Below are 16384 nucleotides of genomic sequence, written 5' to 3' on the forward strand. Positions count from 1 at the left end.
GCGGCAGCGGCAGCCGGCGTGCCGCGGTGGTCGGTGCGGTGGTCACCGTGGGCGTGGCCGCGGCCCTGATCACCAAGCCCTGGGACGACGGGGGCCGGGCCGCGGGGTCGGCGCACAGCGTCTCCACCGCCATGGTGGAGCGCGGTGACGTCTCGACCCTGGTCACCGAGCAGGGCACCCTGGGCTACCTGGCTCGGTCCGACGGCGAGGACTACGGGGTCGTGAACTGGGCCTCCGGGATCTACACCCGGCTGCCCGAGGCCGGGAACCGGGTGGCCTGCGGGCACTCGGCCTACTCGGTCGACGACGAACCGGTGCTGCTGCTGTGCGGTGCCACCCCGCTGCACCGTGACCTGTCCACCGGGATGAGCGGCCGCGACGTCAAGCAGCTCAACCACAACCTGGTGGACTGGGGCTACGCGCGGCGGTCCCGGGTCGACGACGACTGGGACTACTTCGGCTACGAGACCCGGCGCGGGCTGAGGAAGCTCCAGGACGAGATCGGTGCCGACGAGACCGGCCGGTTGGCGCAGGCCGACGCCGTGGTGGCCAACCAGGAACTGCGGGTCACCAAGGTCGCCGTCGAGCTGGGTACACGGGCGGTGCCCGGCACCCCGTTCGCGTCCGGCACCTCGACCACCCGGCAGGTGACGGTGGATCTGGATGCCGCCCGGCAGAGCCAGGTGTCCGTCGGCGACCGCGCCCGGGTAGTGCTGCCGGACAACGCTGTCGCGGAGGGCGGCGTGGCCCGGATCGGCAGCGTGGCGGAGACCGGCGGCGAGAACGGCGAAGGCTCGGAAACCGTCCCGGTGTACGTCACGCTCAAGGCGAGCACGTCGATCGCCCGGCTGGACCGTGCCCCGGTCCGGGTCGAGATCATCACCAAGGGTGCCGACGACGTGCTGGTGGTCCCGGTCACCGCGCTGCTGGGCCAGGGCGCGGGCGGCTTCGCGGTGGAGAAGGTGGCCGCCGGCAGGCGCAGCCTGGTGCCCGTCGAGCTGGGCCTGTTCGACAGCGACAGCGGCCGGGTGGAGGTGAGCGGCGACCTACACGAGGGCGACCGAGTGGTGGTGCCGTCGTCATGACAGTCGCCGAGGTAGGTGCCCCGACCGGAACCCGCGAGCCGCCGGGCGCGCCGGTGGTGCTCGAACTGGAGTCGGTCGTCAAGAGCTACGGGCAAGGGCCCGTGGTGGCGGCTCTGCGCGGGGTGAGCTTCAGCATCCGGCGCGGCGAACTGGTCGCTGTCGTCGGGCCGTCGGGTTCGGGGAAGTCGACCCTGCTGCACGTGATGGGGTCGCTGGACCTGCCCAGTTCGGGCCGGGTCCGGATCGACGGGGTGGACCTCGCCGGGCTGAGCGACAGGCAACTGTCGGCGCTGCGGGCCCGCAGCATCGGCTTCGTCTTCCAGCAGTTCTTCCTCGCGGAGTACAGCACCGTGCTGGACAACGTCGCCGACGGGTTGCTCTACGCCGGGGTCCCGCTGTGGGAGCGGCGGCGGAGGGCGGAGCAGGCGCTGGAGCGGGTGGGGCTGGCGCACCGGTTCTCCTTCCGTCCCTCGAAGCTGTCGGGCGGGGAGCGGCAGCGGGTGGCGATCGCCCGGGCGCTGGTGGGTCGGCCGGCGATCGTGCTCGCCGACGAGCCCACCGGCAACCTCGACTCCCGCACCGGGCAGTCGATCGTCGCCCTGCTCAAGGAGCTCAACGCCGAGGGCGCCACGATCGTGGTGATCACCCACGACAACGACCTGGCCGAGCAGTTGCCCCGGCAGTTGCATGTCCGGGACGGCCTGATCACCTACGACGGGACGCCGGGTGGGCACTCGGGAGGGACGTCATGAGCGACACCTCCACGATCGGCCCGCGGTCCCTGGTACCGGCCCGGATGCGGCCCTCGGACCAGGCCCGGGTGGCCGGCAGCGGGTTGTTCGCCCGCCCGCTGCGGGTGGCCTTGTCCGCCCTGGGCATCTCGATCGGCGCGGCGGCGATCGTCGCCGTGCTGGGGCTGTCGTCGTCGTCCCAGGCCGGGCTGCTGGCGGAGATCGACCGGCTGGGCACGAACCTGCTCACCGCGGCGGCCGGGAGCACCTTCTCCGGCGAGACCGCCCAGCTACCTGCCGAGGCCACCTCCCGGGTGGGGAACATCCCGCACGTCCAGGAGGTGGCCCACACCGCCACCGTGGACGACGTGAACGTCTACCGCAGCTCGCTGGTGCCGGCGATCAACACAAACGGGCTGCAGGTCCGCGCCGCCAGCCTGAACCTGCCGGAGGTGGTCGCCGCACCGGTGGCCCGGGGGAACTGGCTGAACTCCGCGACGGCGACCCAGCCGGTCGTCGTCCTGGGCTCCACCGCGGCGCAGCGGCTGGGGATCGAGCGGGTGACGCCGGGGCTGCGGGTGTGGCTCGGCGGCCAGTGGTTCGTGGTCACCGGGATCCTGCAGTCCTCCGGGTTGGTGCAGAACGTCAACACCAGCGCCCTGATTGGGTACCCGGCGGCGGAGAAGTACCTGGAGTACGTCTCGGTGCGGGCCGGCCGGGTCGGCCTTGGGCCGCCCACCACGATCTACGTGCGCGCCGACACCGACCACGTGGACGACGTGCACTCGGTGCTGGCGAGCACAGCCAACCCGCAGGCGCCGAACGAGGTCGACGTCAGCCAGCCGTCAGACGCGCTCACCGCCCGGGCGGCGGCGAGCGGGGCGTTCAACAGCCTGTTCCTCGGCCTGGGGGTGGTCTCCCTGGTGGTAGGAGCGGTGGGGGTCGCCAACATCATGATCATTTCGGTGTTGGAGCGGCGATCGGAGATCGGCCTGCGGCGCTCCCTGGGCGCCACGCGCGGACAGATCGGGGCACAGTTCCTCACCGAGTCCGTGATCCTCGCGATGATCGGCGGGGTGGTGGGGGTCGTGGTGGGCGTGCTCGCCACGGTGGTCTACGCCGAGGCCAAGCAGTGGCAGATCGTCATCCCGCCACTGGCCTGGACGGGGGGCATCGGTTCCTCGGTCCTGATCGGGGTGATCGCCGGACTGCTACCCGCCGTCCGGGCGGCGCGGCTGTCCCCCACGGAGGCACTGCGTTCCACGTAGATCGGCCCTGCCCCGGTCACCTCTCCTGGCCTGGGCAGGGTCTTGGGGCCTTCGCGGCCCCGGGCCTGCCGGCGGATCCCCACCTCCGGCAGGCCCTCGCCGTCGGCAGCGGTCTCGGAATCCTTCGTGCTCGCGTGAACGTTGCCTGGGGCGTATCGATCAATTGGTGGCGTGCCGATTAATTTGTGCTGTGGTTCGTCGTCTGTTGTTCTGCCGATCAGGGCCAGGAGGGCTTGGGTTGTGCGGGCTTTGATCGGGGCCGGGGCGATGCGGCGGCAGAGGTCGGTCAGGTCGTGGCTGGTTTCCTTGATCGCGCGGGCGAGGACGGGTTGGCTGACGCCCATGATCGTGGCGGGGTCGCGCCGCTGGGTGAACCAGCGCAGGGTGATCGCGGCGGCCAGGAGTTGATCTCGTGGGGTTCGGGTCCTGGCGCCGAAGTCGGGGTCGAGGTGGCTGCGCGGTGCCAGGGACAGCGGCCCGCGTACACGTGTGCGCTCCTGGCCGAGACACCTCCGCTGGGGCCGCGAGGCGGACACCCGCGCGGCCACGGCGAACCGGAGCGCTGAGTCAAGCGCGCCGAATCTCAGGACGTTTCCTGGACAGCAACACGACAGTTGCCTCGGGTGACCCTCCGAGGAGTGACGATCGATCCCAATAGTGCTTTGTTAGCGTTGGTGTACATGCGTCATGTTTTGGGCAATTATGAGCCAATTGAGTGTTATCGTCTTGTGATCTATTCGATGCCAGTAAGGGGATGCATGGTGACCAAGCAGACGTGTGTGACCTGGCAGTTGCAGGGCGATGTGAACTCGCACCGGTTCGACCTCGGCGGCGAGGGGATCGCTGATCTCGATCGCGGCGAGAACGTTCTGCGTCTGACAGCGACCCCAGCGTTGCCGGAGGGGTTCGATCCGGCGCTGTCCCAGTTCATCTGCAACTTCGCGTTGTCCGGCTACACGGCGGTGTCCGAGGTCCCGGTCGGCCTACGGGACGCGGTCGAGCAGTCGATGTTCGTGCGACCGGCTCGCGAGGTGCGGATCACGACCCAGGACGGCGAGCAGCTCGTGCGGCTGGAGGCGCTGACCACGTTGTCGGTCGCCCCTGGGTCGATCTCGGTTACCAATCACATGACCGGCTTCTCGAGGCTTCCCGCGCGTGTCGCGCGGGTCAAGGGCGAGGAGACCCTGACACCTGCGGGCGCGGGGCGGGCTACCGGGGTCGCGGTGTTCGAGGTGGAACTGGTCAGCGGTGAACGACTCGACGGATTGACGGTAGTCCCGTACCACTTCGACCGGGAGGACGTCTTGATCACACCGGCCACCCGGTCGGTGCGCGACCAGTCATGCGAGTGGACATCAGCATCCTCGGTGGTTTTGAGGGCAACCAGCGTGTGGCGGTCTCTCGAAGTCCCCGTCCGGCACAGCATCGGAGCCTGACGGCTCAGATGACAGAAGTTCCTGTCGCGGACGTCGTCGAGATCGAGGCTGCGACGACGGCAACGCCGCAGGGCGTCCGGGCTGCCGTGGAGTCGCTGCGCCGCGATGGCGTAGTGATTCTACGGCAGCCCGTGGCGCCGGAATTGCTCGCGAATCTTGACGACATGGTGGCGGCGTGGCACGCCCGGTTCTTGGCAGGCGAGATCCAGAACTACTCTCTCGGTGAGGAGACCGCGACGACCATCCCTGCCATCTGGCAGGACGCCTTCACAGAACCCCGGGAGCTACAGGGCTTTCGGAAGTGGAACGTCGTAGCGCTGGACGGTCGGGTGCTGCCTCTGGTCGACTCCCGGCCCCTGTACGACGTCGTGCACGCCTTCGCCGGTCCGGATCTAATGGTCACGAAGACCCAGATGATCGTCCTGCCGCCGGGCTGTCTTGACTCACCGTTCCTGCACACGGACGCGGGAGCGATGGCAGACGTCGTGGAGAGCATGGACGCCTCGCCGGTGATGGTGTCGGCCCAAGTGTTCTTGACGGACCTTCCGGAGCCGGGCATGGGGAACTTCACGTGCGTGCCGGGTTCTCACAAGCGGCGCTATCCGTGGTCCCCGGAGAACGTGATGCGTTCCCAGTTGGGGGAGGCTCCGCTTGGTCAGGACATCCCGATGGAGATCCGCCGACAAGTAATCGTGCGAGCCGGTGACGTGGCGGTGTTCCTGCACTCGCTGTGGCACGGGGTGACGACGAACGAGTCGCCCGAGCCCCGGCGCAGCGTGATCTTGTCCTATGCGAAGTCGTTCGTGCGTCCCTACGACTACGAGTCGACACCGAGCCGGGTCCTAGACGAGGGGTCTCGTCGCCAGCGGCTCCTCTTCGGTGATCTCGGCGGGTGGGCGTGGCGACCGGGATGCTTCTACCACCTGCCAGAGGACTACCTCAGGGCCTTGGCTCCGGACGCAAGCGCGGAGACATGACGATGGCGGCCGGCGTGATGCCGAGCCCGGAAGACGTACGCGCAACGCCCGCCGCCCTGTTCGACTACTCAGGTCTACGGCGGCGGGCTGCCCGGTGCGCCGAGGCCGCCGCTGACCGCGGGCTGACGCTGGCGTACAGCATCAAGACCAACCCCACACCGGCAGTGCTGCGCTGCCTCCGCGAGACCGGCCTTTGCGCCGAGGCGATCAGTGGCGCCGAAGTGCAGGCAGCGCTTGCCGCTGGTTTCGACCCAAGCCGGATCGTGCTCGGCGGCCAAGGCAAGACGTGGCCGAACGGTACGGTGTCGGCGGGATTGCTGGCCCTGCTCGATGACACGCTCGAAGGCTTCGACGCCGGAGCCCGCGCAGGCGGCTGCCACGCGTACCACTGCTTGCGTCTGCGCTTTCCGGGAGCCGGTTCCCGGATCGGCGTCGACACCTCCGGCGCCGACCAGCGCAGGCTGATTGCCAAGCATCTGCTCACCGCCCATGCGAGCGGGGTGGCCGTCGGGGTAGCCACGCACAAGCGCAGCGGGTTCCCCACCACGGCGGCCACGTGGCTGACCATCGTGACTGATCTGCTTGAGGCTTTGGACGCCGAGGACCCGGGGCTTCTGGCGCGGATCGAGTGCCTCGACCTCGGTGGCGGCTTCGACTCCGTAGGACTGGACGACTTGTTGTCGGGAGAGCCGGGACGCCAACTGGCGCAGTACGTCCGGCAACGGATCCCGGACTGCAAGGCCGTGATTCTGGAGCCCGGGGTTTCGCTGGTCCAGGGGTTCGGAAGTGTCGTGTCCACAGTGGTCGCCCGGGTCGGCGAGCACGAGGTGTGCGTGGACGCGTCCGTCGCAGAACTCCCCTGGCCAATGCCCGGGCGACCTGTGTATGTCTGGCGCGCGGACGCCTGGCAGCAGCTTCCGCCTGGAACCGGAGCCCTCACCGGGCGTACGACGATGGAGACCGACGTTCTGGCCAAGTCCGTCAGACTCGACGACCTCCACCCGGGCGACCTGGTCATGTTCGGCGAGGCAGGCGCCTACGACGTGAGCATGCGCAGCAGCTTCGGCACCGGAACGACGTGGCAGTCATGACCGCCGAGGTTCCAGGGTTCCACGCTGTCGTATCCCGTGTCCCCACATCCGAGCACTGGCACGGACTGTTGACCGGCACCATCGGCATCCTTCGAGTGCCACGGTTCCTCGACGCCAGACGCGCCGCGCTCGCGCGCGCGGGCCTGACGCCCGAGCGGTTCGTGGTGTATGACCCGATGGACGAGTTCGGCGGCGGCGATCCGATCAGCCGCGAACAGGTCGCCGCCGACTACCGCGAAGGCTCCGACACCGCCGAGGCGCCGGTCAGCCGCCGGCTCGGGCGCACCCTGTACGAGTACGCCGCCTACGGCCGCGCAGCGGACTACTTCGCCCTCGCGGCAGAGATGGAGTCCACCCGGAAGGCCGCGTTCTCGTCGGCGGGTGACGTGGTGGGCAGCCTTCTGGAGTTGGCGACGCACCTATCAGGAACTCCCGCCATCATCGCCGACGAGCCAGAATACGGACGTTGCTATGCCGGTGTCGTACGTGAGGTCCATGGTCGATCCCGACTGCATTCAGACGATTCCCGCGAGGAAACCCCGGGATTCGTCGTTGGCCGTGTCGTGCACCAGGTCGGCATCAACCTGTTCCTCGACATGAAGGCAGAAGGCGGGACGCTGACCGTGTACGACCGCGAGTACACGCCGCAGGACCAGCCGTACCGGCAGGGCTACGGGCTCGACCCACGTGCGGTGGCGAACGACCACCACGTGAGTGTGACGCCACAGGCGGGAGACCTGCTGCTGTTCCCGGCGCGTCACATCCACCGGGTGGACGCCTGTTCCGGGCCAGGGCGGCGGATCATGCTGCAGGCGCACCTCGGCGTGACCCCTGCTGGCGATCTGGTGTGCTGGTCGTAGATCCGGCCCCGGTCCGCGGGCCAATTCATGGCCTGACCTGCGATGTTCCCACGATCAGGTGGTCGCAGAGCGCGGTCGGTCCCGTGCCGCCGCGCTGATAATCTGGCGCAATGGCAACCACCACCGTCGGCCCGTTTGCCCTCAGTGAGCTGGAGGAGCGCGTCCTCGCTCGGTGGAACGAGATCGACGTCGTCCGGCAGGTCGACGCGCTGCGCGCAGGCAGTCCGCGGTGGACGTTCTACGAGGGTCCGCCGACGGCCAACGGCAAGCCGGGCGTGCACCACGTGTGGGCGAGAGGTTTCAAGGACCTCTACATGCGGTACCGCAGCATGCGTGGCTTCCAGGTGCCACGCAAGGGCGGGTGGGACTGCCACGGGCTTCCGGTCGAAATCGAGGTCGAGAAGGAACTCGGGCTCAAGTCGAAGAGCGAGATCGAAGCGTACGGCGTGTCCGCGTTCAATGAACGGTGCAGGGCGTCCGTGCAGCGGTATGTGGGCGAGTGGAAGGCGTTGTCGCGTCGCGCCGCCATCTGGATCGACATGGAGTCGGCCTATTGGACCATGTCGAATGACTACATCGAATCGGTGTGGTGGCTGCTCAGCGATCTGGCTAAGCGCGGCTTGATGTACGAGGGACACCGGGTCGTTCCCTACTGCGGACGGTGCGGCACTGCTCTGTCGTCGCATGAGCTGGGCCAGCCCGAGGTGTACAAGGACGTCACCGAACCGGCGGTCAAGGTCAGGCTTCCGGTCATGGACCAGGACGGGCCCCTGGCGGGGGCGGATCTGGTGGTCTGGACCACGACACCCTGGACCCTGGTCTCGAACGTCGCGGTCGCGGTCAACCCCGACCTCGCCTATGTGCGGGTTCCCGCGGCCGACGGGCGCGACATCATCGTCGCGGAGAGCACGCTGTCGCCGGAGATACGCGAGCAGGCCACGGCCCGGCTGAGTGGTCAGCAGCTCGTCGGGACCAGCTACCGGCGGCCGTTCGAAGACCTCGTACCGGCACGCGGGATGGACCTCGCCTGGCGCGTCTACCCGGCAGAGTTCGTGGAGGCCGGCGAGGGCACGGGACTGGTGCACATCGCCCCCGCCTTCGGCGACTCCGACGCCGACCTCGCCCGCACGGTCGGGCTGCCTTTGCTGAATCCGGTCGACAGCACCGGATCTTTCGGTCCTGATCTGCCGCACTGGAAGGGTCTGTTCGTCAAGGAGGCCGACCCCCTCATCATTCAGGCCCTGCGGGAGCGTGACCTGCTACTGGAAGCCGAGCAGCACACCCACAGCTACCCACACTGCTGGCGCTGCCAGACCCCCCTGATCTACTGGGCCAAGGAATCCTGGTTCGTTAAGACGTCACAGCATCGCGAACTCCTCGTCGAGGAGAACCAGAAGATCAACTGGCATCCGAATGTGATCAAGGATGGTCGGTTCGGGAACTGGTTGGCCAACAACGTCGACTGGGCCCTGTCCCGGGATCGCTACTGGGGAACCCCGCTGCCGGTGTGGAGATGCACCGACTGCGCAGAGGACACCTGGATCGACTCGGTGGCGCGCCTGCGCGAACTATCCGGGCAGGAGCTGACCGATCTAGACCTGCACCGCCCAGCCATCGACGCCGTCCATCTCACCTGTCCCGCCTGCGGGGGGCAGGCCAAGCGCCTGCCACCGGTGCTGGACGCCTGGTTCGACTCCGGCGCCATGCCCAGCGCACAGTTCCACTACCCCTTCGAGAGTCGGGACGAGTTCCAGGAATCCTTCCCTGCCGACTTCATCTGCGAAGGCATCGACCAGACCCGCGGATGGTTCTACTCGCTGCTCGCGGTGAACGGTCTGGCCTTCAGCGCCACCCCCTACCGGAATGTCGTCTGTCTCGCCCTGGTGGTCGATGAGCAGGGCCGGAAGATGTCGAAGTCACGAGGCAACGCCCTCGACGCCAACGCCGTTTTCGACGTCCACGGCGCGGACGCGCTGCGTTGGTTCTTCTTCTCCCAGGGCCAGCCGTGGAATCCGAGACGCATCTCCGAGGACGCGATCCGGTCGTCCTCGGCTGAGACGCTCGGCACGCTGTGGAACGTCTTCTCATTCCTGCGTACCTACGCTGATCTCGAGGACTGGACGCCCGGCAGCGCGCCCTCGCAACCGAGCCGGAACGTTCTCGACCGCTGGGTCCTGTCCGAGCTGGACGACACCGTGGCCACGGTCACCAAAGCCCTGGAGCGGTTCGACTCGTTCGAGGCCGCTCGCCAGCTGTTGTCGTTCGTCGATGACCTGTCCAACTGGTACGTGCGCCGTTGCCGGCCCCGGTTCTGGAAGGGCGACGATCACGCCTTCGCGGTACTCCACGAATGCCTGGCCACCACCGCGACGCTATTGGCGCCGTTCTGCCCGATGTTCGCCGACGAACTGTTCGTCCAGCTCACCGGACAGCCGTCGGTGCACCTCGCCGACTGGCCCACGGACCGTGGCCGCCACGACAGCAATCTCTCCCGCTCGATGAGCCACGGACGCCGCCTGGTGGCTCTCGGCCGTGCGGCCCGGGCCGACGGGGGCGTCAAGACCCGTCAGCCGCTCGAGCGCGCGCTCCTCATCTACCCAGGTGCAGCGATCGACGACGAGGTGCTGGCCGAGGTCGCCGCCGAACTGAACGTCAAGGCCGCCGACCGGGCCGAAACCGTCGACGCCATCACCGACTGGCAGTGCGTCCCCAACTTCCGTGCGCTAGGACCGCGAGTCGGACGAGGTATCCAGGCGCTCAAGCAGGCACTCGCCGACGCTGACGGATCGGCAATCAAGACGCAGATGCAGGCCGAGGGACACGTCGTCGTCGGCGCTGTCGACCTCCAGCCCGCAGATGTCGAGTTCCGGCCGGTTCGCCGCGAAGGCTACGCGCTGGCCGCGGACGGCGAATGGGCCGTCGCCCTCGACCTGCACATCACGCCGGAACTGGTCGCCGAAGGCAGGGCCCGGGAACTCGTACGCGGCCTGAACGACCTGCGCAAGACCCTCGGCTTCGACATCACCGACCGCATCCTTGTCACGTTGGACGTCGACGACGTGATCCAAGTCGAAAGCCGACCGCACCTTAGCTGGATCGCGGACGAAGTCCTCGCGATCAAGATTGATTTCGGCCCGGGGGAGCACGAGGTCGATCTCAACGGCGTGACCGCCCGCGTGACCCTCACACCCGCCGATGGCCATGTCGCGGGCTGACTCCAGGTCCTGACCTCACATCCCGGGCCTCGGGCGGCTTCGTCGCGAGGCGACGAGCCCCGAACTGTGCCCTCATGTAGCGGCCAGCATCGGAGCGAACTGATGTGTACTCCTCAAGCGGGACAGACTGCTGGCAGACAGCCTCGAACCGACGTCGAAACCTTGCCAGTCGAGGATGGCGAAGGCGCCCAGCATCGGTGGGGTGTCACCAGCCACCCCGGCCCGGACCCACCGCCGCCACGGCGCTGCTGGACCGGCTCCCCATCGCCCGCCTCGACCTGAACCGGCTTCCACAAGACACCATTCGCGAACTATGCGAAGCATTCCGCATCCAGATCACCTACGACCGGCACACCAAGAGCGCCCTCTACACGGCCGAGATCGAACCAGCCAGCATTCCGCACCTGCACCAACTCACGGGCGTCCACGCGCCCGAGGTGCGGATCTGTGACGTGCCCCCGGCGGGACTCGAACCCGCACTGAAGCGCTTTTAAGGCGCCTGCCTCTTCCGTTGGGCTACGAGGGCTCAGGCCATGGCTAGTCGTGGCTGAGTCGTGGCCTGGGCCGTGGCCGCCGCGTGCCGTGGTCCGTCCCTCAGGCTAGGCCGACCGTGCGCGTCGCCGCCGGGGTTTCCCCCGATCAGGGCTGTTCACGATGCCCGTCGGAGCATCCTGCCGTGCCGATCACGAGCGTGCGGCCCGGGCCGCTGCCAGCGCGTGGGTGACGGCCTCGTCCGGGGTGGCCACGTAGTCCACGCCTGGGACCTGGCTCCCGTCGGGAAGGACGACGCGCCAGCCGTTGACGACGACGACGGGCACGTCGCCCCGCCTGCGGGCGAGCGCGACCTCGCTCAGCGTCCCCCACGACCCACCGACGGCGATCACGGCGTCGGCGCTCCACACGATGATCGCGTTGCGGGCCTCGCCCATGTTCGTCACCAGCGTGACCGACAGGTGCGACGACGCGCCGGTGCGGTCGGGCCCGGGACGGATGCCGACGACGACGCCGCCGGCCGACCGCGCGCCCTCGGCGACAGCCGCCATCACGCCGGTGCCGCCGCCACAGATGACGACGACGCCGGCTCCCGCCAGCAACTCGCCGATGCGTCGCGCGTCCGCTGCCTGACTCTCCGTGCATTCCCTTGGCCCGCACACCGCCACTTGCAGCGGTCCGGCCGATGCTCCCGGAGTGCGAGCGGACGGGACCCGGCTGTCGCCGGTCGCTCCGTCGGCGGCGAAGGGACTCAGTCGAGGACCTCCGGAAGGTCGCGCTGGGCGGGATACGCCCGGAACAGAGCGATCTCTTCAACCAGTTCGCTCGCCAACGTCGACCGGGCGAACCTGGGTGCGGTCAGGGTCGCTCCCGCAGAGGCTACTCGCCCCACGATCGGCTGTGTCCGGCTCTGCACCGGCAACTCCAGCACCGTCCGCAACTGCTCGGCGGCGCCGTCCAGGTCGTCCAGCGCCAACTGCGCGTTGGCCAGGTCGAGCCGGGCCGCGGCGACGAACTCGGGGGAGCGCTGATCCGCCGGCTCCCGATCGAAGATCTCGAGGGCCTCCTGGGCGCACGTGACGGCCTGCCGCGCGTTGTCGTCCCCGCCCAGCGCGAGGCGCACCTCACTGGCGTAGTACGCCGCCTTCCCCGGGTCGAACCGGAAGACGCCGGGCTGGTCGTCCGGCAGGTCGTGCTCCCTGGCGGCGGTGGCCACGGCGAGGGCGCGCTCCACCTCGCGGCTGTCACCGCACGCCGCCCACGCGCGGGCCTCCTGGCTGGCCAGGCGCAGCAGGTTCGTCCCCTTGGTCGCGTGGCGCTGGCCGCTGCGCGCGATCTCGGCGGCGCGCCGGTAGTCGCCGTCCCAGAACGCGATGTTGGCCTGGACCCAGCGCACGTAGGCGCGCAGGGCGTCGTCGTCCGCGAGGTCCGCGCACAACCATGCGGTCCGGGTATGGGTCTCCGCGGCGTACGCGTGCCCGAGGTCGGCGCTCGCGTGGGCGAGCAGCGCGCACAGGCGCCCGGCCACGCCGTAGAGGGGAGGCAGGACCGCGGGCCGTTGTCGCCGGTCCAGCAGTTCGAAGACCTCGTGCCGCAGTGCCGACAGGGGACGGACCAGGGTGAGCGGGGGGCGGGTGAGGTAGTCGACGGCGAGCTGGCGGACGTCGGCGGACAGCTGGTCGAGTACGTCGTGGTCGACTCCACCGCGTGGGCCACGCACGAACCGAGCGGATTCCTCGGTGGCCATGGCGATCTCCTCGGGAATGAGGTGCCCGTGACCCGTGCGCGCGATGACGGTCGGGCCGGTCGGGCCGGGCGGGCGTTGGGTGGGTGGGGTCGCCGCGACGATCCCCCGGTGGTCGAGGTTGCTGGCCGCCCGGATGGTCGGGTCCGTCGGCGCGATCGGGTCGGTCGGTCTGATCGGGTCGCTCGGTGCGGAAGGGCCTGGCACCGCAGCCGACGGCATGGGTGGCACTGGTGGCATGGGTGGCGAGGGCGCCACGTGGTGCACCCCCGACCCCGGCCCGGGGTCTCGTTCGTGCCGGGGAGTGCTACCCGGCCGGCCGAACAGCTGGTGCACCGACAGGCCGGGGAACATCGCCTCCAGGACCCTGCAGTGGTCCGGATGCGGCAGTCCCTTCAGGTCCCCCGCGAGCCACCGGGCGAACTGGCCCCGGCTGGGCCAGCGCCCGACGAGTGCCGCGTCGGTGCGCCGTGCCGCCTCGTCGTACCGGCGGCAGAACGTGGTGTACGTCTGCCAATGTCGCTGGCGGAGAAGCTCCCGTAGGAGTGTCGACCGCTTGGACATGCCCCCGCCTCGCCGAGAAGTCAGTTGAGATCTCACGTCTGAACTGGCCCGAACGGACCCACACGTTAGTGCGGGTCGTGCCAGGGCGAGGCCGGTTTCAGCACTTAGGGTAGTCGAACGAGTACTAGAAGCGACACCGATGCGCCGGATGAGGCGCGGGCGCGAGCGTCACGTCGATGCGACGCAACGGCGTTTCGCGTGACACTGGGCGGCGCCGACTTCGCCGTACTTCGGTGGGAGCACACACCCGTGGCATGCCACGGCACGGTCAAGGGGTGACGAGATGGCGAGGTGGCCGGATCCTCGGCGGTCCGAGGGCGGTGTCGCCGCACTGCGATATCGGCGCGCACTGATCCGGACGGCCGTGAACGCGGCGGTCGCGGGCTGGCCGGTGGTGCCGGGCGCGTGGTGGTCCGGCGCGGAACGCCGGTTCGTGTGCGACCAGCTGGCGTGCACGCGAACCGGCCCCCACCCGGCAGTGGCGCTGGACGCCGAACTGGGTGCTCACGCCCTGCGCCACCCGGAGGCGGCCATGGACCGCTGGCGGCGGCGGCCGTACGCCGTCCTCGTGCCGACGGGGGAGACCTGCGACGTCGTCGACGTCCCCGCCGACATCGGCCGCCGGCTCGCGACGCGTCTGGACGCGCGGTCCAGCCTCGGACCCGTGATCGCCACGGGCTCCAGGTGGCTCCTGCTGACCGCTCCCGGCGCGGCACTGCACGCACCGCTCGACGGCGACGTCCTCGTGCACGGCAGGAGCTCCTGGATCATGCTCCCGCCGAGCCTGGGTGCCGGCGGCGAGCCCGCGATGTGGCTGGCCAGGCCCCGCGGCAGCGGGTGGGCGCTCCCGGACCGGGACGTCGTCCTGCGGATCCTCGACGGCCCGGCACCGGTCTCCGGGCGACGCGGGGCGCGGGTCATCGCCTGACCCTCCTCCCCAGGCGCCGTCGGTGAGGCTCAGGCGCCGTCGGTGAGGCTGGCGCGCAGGGTGTGCAGGGCAACGGTGGTGGCCGACGGCGGCAGGGCGGCGGGGCCGGACCGTAGCGGCAGGTCGTAGAGCCGCCGCGCCCAGCCCGGCAGCGCCGCGAACGCCAGCCCGGCCACCGGTGCCCACACCGGACGGGAGGGGTGGTGCAGCGCCGCCATCGGGGTAGGCAGCACCGGTGCCGTGACGGTGTCGAGGAGACCGCGTGCGGCCGCCGTCATCCGCAGGTGAGGGCGCGCGCGCCGCAGGTACCGAACCAGACCGACGCGGTTCGCGGGCACGTCGTGGGGGTCCAGGCCCAGCAGCGCGCCCGTGCGGACCTGCTCCCGGACGTACTGGTCCTGCTCCTCGGGAGTGATCTGCAGGCCGCCGCGCCGGACCACGGACAGGAACGACGACACCTGGCAGCAGTGCGCCCACAGGAGGCCGTCCAGGGCGCCCCTCCGGACGGGACGGGCGGGGGACGCCGGCGGCACCGCCTCGCCGGCGTCTCCCGTGTCCAGCACCCGGGCGCGCGCGGCGGCCGTGATGGCCTCGACGGTGGAGCCGAACGTCATCACCCCGATATACCGGAGCATCCGCGACAACCGGTCCCACGGATCCTCGTCGACGGATGTCACGTACACACCCGATAATCCGGCCGGGCTCAACGCACGCAATGCCAGCGAGCTGAGGGCCGCGAGGCCGAGCAGGGGATCGGTGTGGACCCGCCAGGTCACGCTGCGCGGGCCGAACACCCCCTGCATCCCGGACACCAGGTCTCCGCCAACACCCGCGTCGGTCGTCTCGGACGACGCCGTCCGCTCCACTCGGGCCCCCTCGGTGCCTACGATTCCGGGCCGGCCACGGCAAACCGCCGCGACCCGCCCGGTGCGCGACCCCTATTGCCGTTGCCGCCGCTGTTACCGCTGCTATACGAGAGTGGCGGGAATCGCGCCTAGGCGCAGGTCGACCACCCGGCGATAAAGTCTCAGCCAAGCCTGCCCGGTGCTTCGGAAGGAGGTGCGGTGTTGGGTCGCATCGTCGCCGTCGCCAATCAAAAGGGCGGGGTCGCCAAGACGACGTCCGTCGTGTCCCTCGGTGCCGCCTTCGCGGACGAGGGCCTGCGCGTCCTCCTCGCCGACCTCGACGCGCAGGCGTGCCTGACCTTCTCGCTGGGCATCGATCCCGAGAACGTCGAACTCTCGGTCACCGACCTGCTGCTCGACGGCGTGGCGGCGGACTCGGCCGTGGTGGGCACGCCGATCGGTGTCGACCTCCTCCCTGCGACGATCGACCTGTCCGGCGTCGAGGCCATGCTGCTGCCGGCCGAGGACCGCGAGCAGGTGCTGCGCAAGGCGCTGGCACCCATCCGGACGACGTACGACGTCATCCTGCTCGACTGCACCCCGTCGCTCGGCCTGCTCACGCTCAACGCGCTGGCCGCCGCCGACGAGGTGGTCATTCCGGTGCAGTGCGAGATGCTCAGCCACCGGGGGGTCGGCCAGCTCCTGGACACGGTCGCCGACGTCCAGCGCCTGCTCAACCCGCAGCTCCTCGTCCGCGGCCTGCTGCCCACGATGTTCGACCGCCGTACCGCGCACGGGCGCGCGGTGCTGGCCGACGTCGGGGAGCGCTACGAGTTGCCCGTGCTGCCGCCGATTCCCCGGTCGGTGCGGTTCGCCGAGGCGGCGGGGATGGGGAGCTCCGTGCTCCGGACCGCGCCCCGGTCGTCGGGCGCCCAGGCCTACCGGGAGGCCGCGCGGCAACTGGTGGCGGCGTGGGGATCCGCCGGGGCGACGTCGAAGAAGGCGCCGAGGAAGCGGACGCCGCGGGGGCGCGCGGCCAAGACGGCGGCCGCCAAGTCCTGACCAGGCCCTAGCGCCGACTGAGTCGTGTTCGGACCCGTTTTCGGGGTCCACACACGACTCAGCCGGCGGACTGCTCCGGGCCGGCT

13 protein-coding genes and 1 tRNA gene are annotated in these 16384 nt (G+C 69.8%); 10 read left to right on the top strand and 4 right to left on the bottom strand.

What is annotated here, in order from left to right; translation table 11 throughout:
• The 8 genes from AC08OU_RS12995 to ileS form a co-directional block, all read left to right on the top strand.
• Nucleotides 1–1085, top strand: a 1085-nt coding sequence (locus AC08OU_RS12995; protein WP_476604978.1) for a hypothetical protein, incomplete at its 5' end; no start/stop codon positions are given.
• Complete coding sequence (locus AC08OU_RS13000) at nt 1082–1837, top strand: ABC transporter ATP-binding protein (RefSeq protein WP_476604979.1); 756 nt, start codon at nt 1082–1084, stop codon at nt 1835–1837. The genes AC08OU_RS12995 and AC08OU_RS13000, both read left to right, overlap by 4 nt.
• Nucleotides 1834–3084, top strand: coding sequence for an ABC transporter permease (locus tag AC08OU_RS13005; RefSeq protein ID WP_476604980.1), 1251 nt, complete (start codon nt 1834–1836; stop codon nt 3082–3084). Before AC08OU_RS13000 ends, AC08OU_RS13005 begins: the two co-directional genes overlap by 4 nt.
• A gap of 761 nt (nt 3085–3845) precedes the next feature.
• A complete protein-coding gene (locus tag AC08OU_RS13010; protein ID WP_476604981.1) occupies nt 3846–4520 on the top strand; it encodes a hypothetical protein in 675 nt (224 codons plus the stop codon).
• An 8-nt stretch (nt 4521–4528) separates the two neighbouring features.
• Nucleotides 4529–5497 carry a phytanoyl-CoA dioxygenase family protein gene (locus AC08OU_RS13015; protein WP_476604982.1) on the top strand — a complete coding sequence of 323 codons (969 nt, stop codon included), beginning with the start codon at nt 4529–4531 and terminating at the stop codon, nt 5495–5497.
• Between the two features lie 17 nt (nt 5498–5514).
• Nucleotides 5515–6588, top strand: coding sequence for a hypothetical protein (locus AC08OU_RS13020; protein ID WP_476604990.1), 1074 nt, complete (start codon nt 5515–5517; stop codon nt 6586–6588).
• Nucleotides 6585–7448, top strand: coding sequence for a 2OG-Fe(II)-dependent halogenase WelO5 family protein (locus tag AC08OU_RS13025; RefSeq protein WP_476604983.1), 864 nt, complete (start codon nt 6585–6587; stop codon nt 7446–7448). The genes AC08OU_RS13020 and AC08OU_RS13025 overlap by 4 nt, the downstream gene beginning before the upstream one ends.
• Nucleotides 7449–7558: 110 nt before the next feature.
• On the top strand, nt 7559–10663 hold the full coding sequence (gene ileS, locus AC08OU_RS13030) for an isoleucine--tRNA ligase (RefSeq protein WP_476604984.1): 3105 nt from the start codon (nt 7559–7561) through the stop codon (nt 10661–10663).
• A gap of 453 nt (nt 10664–11116) precedes the next feature.
• On the opposite strand, the gene AC08OU_RS13035 is transcribed toward ileS, so the two are convergent.
• The 3 genes from AC08OU_RS13035 to AC08OU_RS13045 form a co-directional block, all read right to left on the bottom strand.
• Nucleotides 11117–11189 (bottom strand) — tRNA-Leu (locus AC08OU_RS13035).
• Nucleotides 11190–11346: 157 nt separating this feature from the next.
• Entirely contained in the window at nt 11347–11823 is a 477-nt protein-coding gene (locus AC08OU_RS13040; protein WP_476604985.1) for an SLOG cluster 4 domain-containing protein, read from the bottom strand.
• A gap of 83 nt (nt 11824–11906) precedes the next feature.
• A complete protein-coding gene (locus AC08OU_RS13045) occupies nt 11907–13463 on the bottom strand; it encodes a hypothetical protein (protein WP_476604986.1) in 1557 nt (518 codons plus the stop codon).
• Nucleotides 13464–13746: 283 nt separating this feature from the next.
• Here AC08OU_RS13045 and AC08OU_RS13050 point away from each other — a divergent pair, with 283 nt between their 5' ends.
• The gene (locus AC08OU_RS13050) at nt 13747–14391 is read left to right on the top strand and encodes a bifunctional DNA primase/polymerase (RefSeq protein ID WP_476604987.1); all 645 of its coding nucleotides are present in this window, start codon (nt 13747–13749) and stop codon (nt 14389–14391) included.
• A 29-nt stretch (nt 14392–14420) separates the two neighbouring features.
• On the opposite strand, the gene AC08OU_RS13055 is transcribed toward AC08OU_RS13050, so the two are convergent.
• Nucleotides 14421–15257 carry an oxygenase MpaB family protein gene (locus AC08OU_RS13055; RefSeq protein ID WP_476604988.1) on the bottom strand — a complete coding sequence of 279 codons (837 nt, stop codon included), beginning with the start codon at nt 15255–15257 and terminating at the stop codon, nt 14421–14423.
• A gap of 198 nt (nt 15258–15455) precedes the next feature.
• Here AC08OU_RS13055 and AC08OU_RS13060 point away from each other — a divergent pair, with 198 nt between their 5' ends.
• Entirely contained in the window at nt 15456–16298 is an 843-nt protein-coding gene (locus AC08OU_RS13060; protein WP_476604989.1) for a ParA family protein, read from the top strand.
• Nucleotides 16299–16384: the final 86 nt, after the last annotated feature.

The organism is Frankia sp. CcMO1, from assembly GCF_977945845.1.

Coding starts and splice junctions, on each gene's coding strand:
- AC08OU_RS13000 (WP_476604979.1), top strand. CDS start 1,082: ATGACAGTCGCCGAGGTAGGTGCCCCGACCGGAACCCGCGAGCCGCCG.
- AC08OU_RS13005 (WP_476604980.1), top strand. CDS start 1,834: ATGAGCGACACCTCCACGATCGGCCCGCGGTCCCTGGTACCGGCCCGG.
- AC08OU_RS13015 (WP_476604982.1), top strand. CDS start 4,529: ATGACAGAAGTTCCTGTCGCGGACGTCGTCGAGATCGAGGCTGCGACG.
- AC08OU_RS13020 (WP_476604990.1), top strand. CDS start 5,515: ATGCCGAGCCCGGAAGACGTACGCGCAACGCCCGCCGCCCTGTTCGAC.
- AC08OU_RS13025 (WP_476604983.1), top strand. CDS start 6,585: ATGACCGCCGAGGTTCCAGGGTTCCACGCTGTCGTATCCCGTGTCCCC.
- ileS (WP_476604984.1), top strand. CDS start 7,559: ATGGCAACCACCACCGTCGGCCCGTTTGCCCTCAGTGAGCTGGAGGAG.
- AC08OU_RS13045 (WP_476604986.1), bottom strand. CDS start 13,463: ATGTCCAAGCGGTCGACACTCCTACGGGAGCTTCTCCGCCAGCGACAT.
- AC08OU_RS13050 (WP_476604987.1), top strand. CDS start 13,747: ATGGCGAGGTGGCCGGATCCTCGGCGGTCCGAGGGCGGTGTCGCCGCA.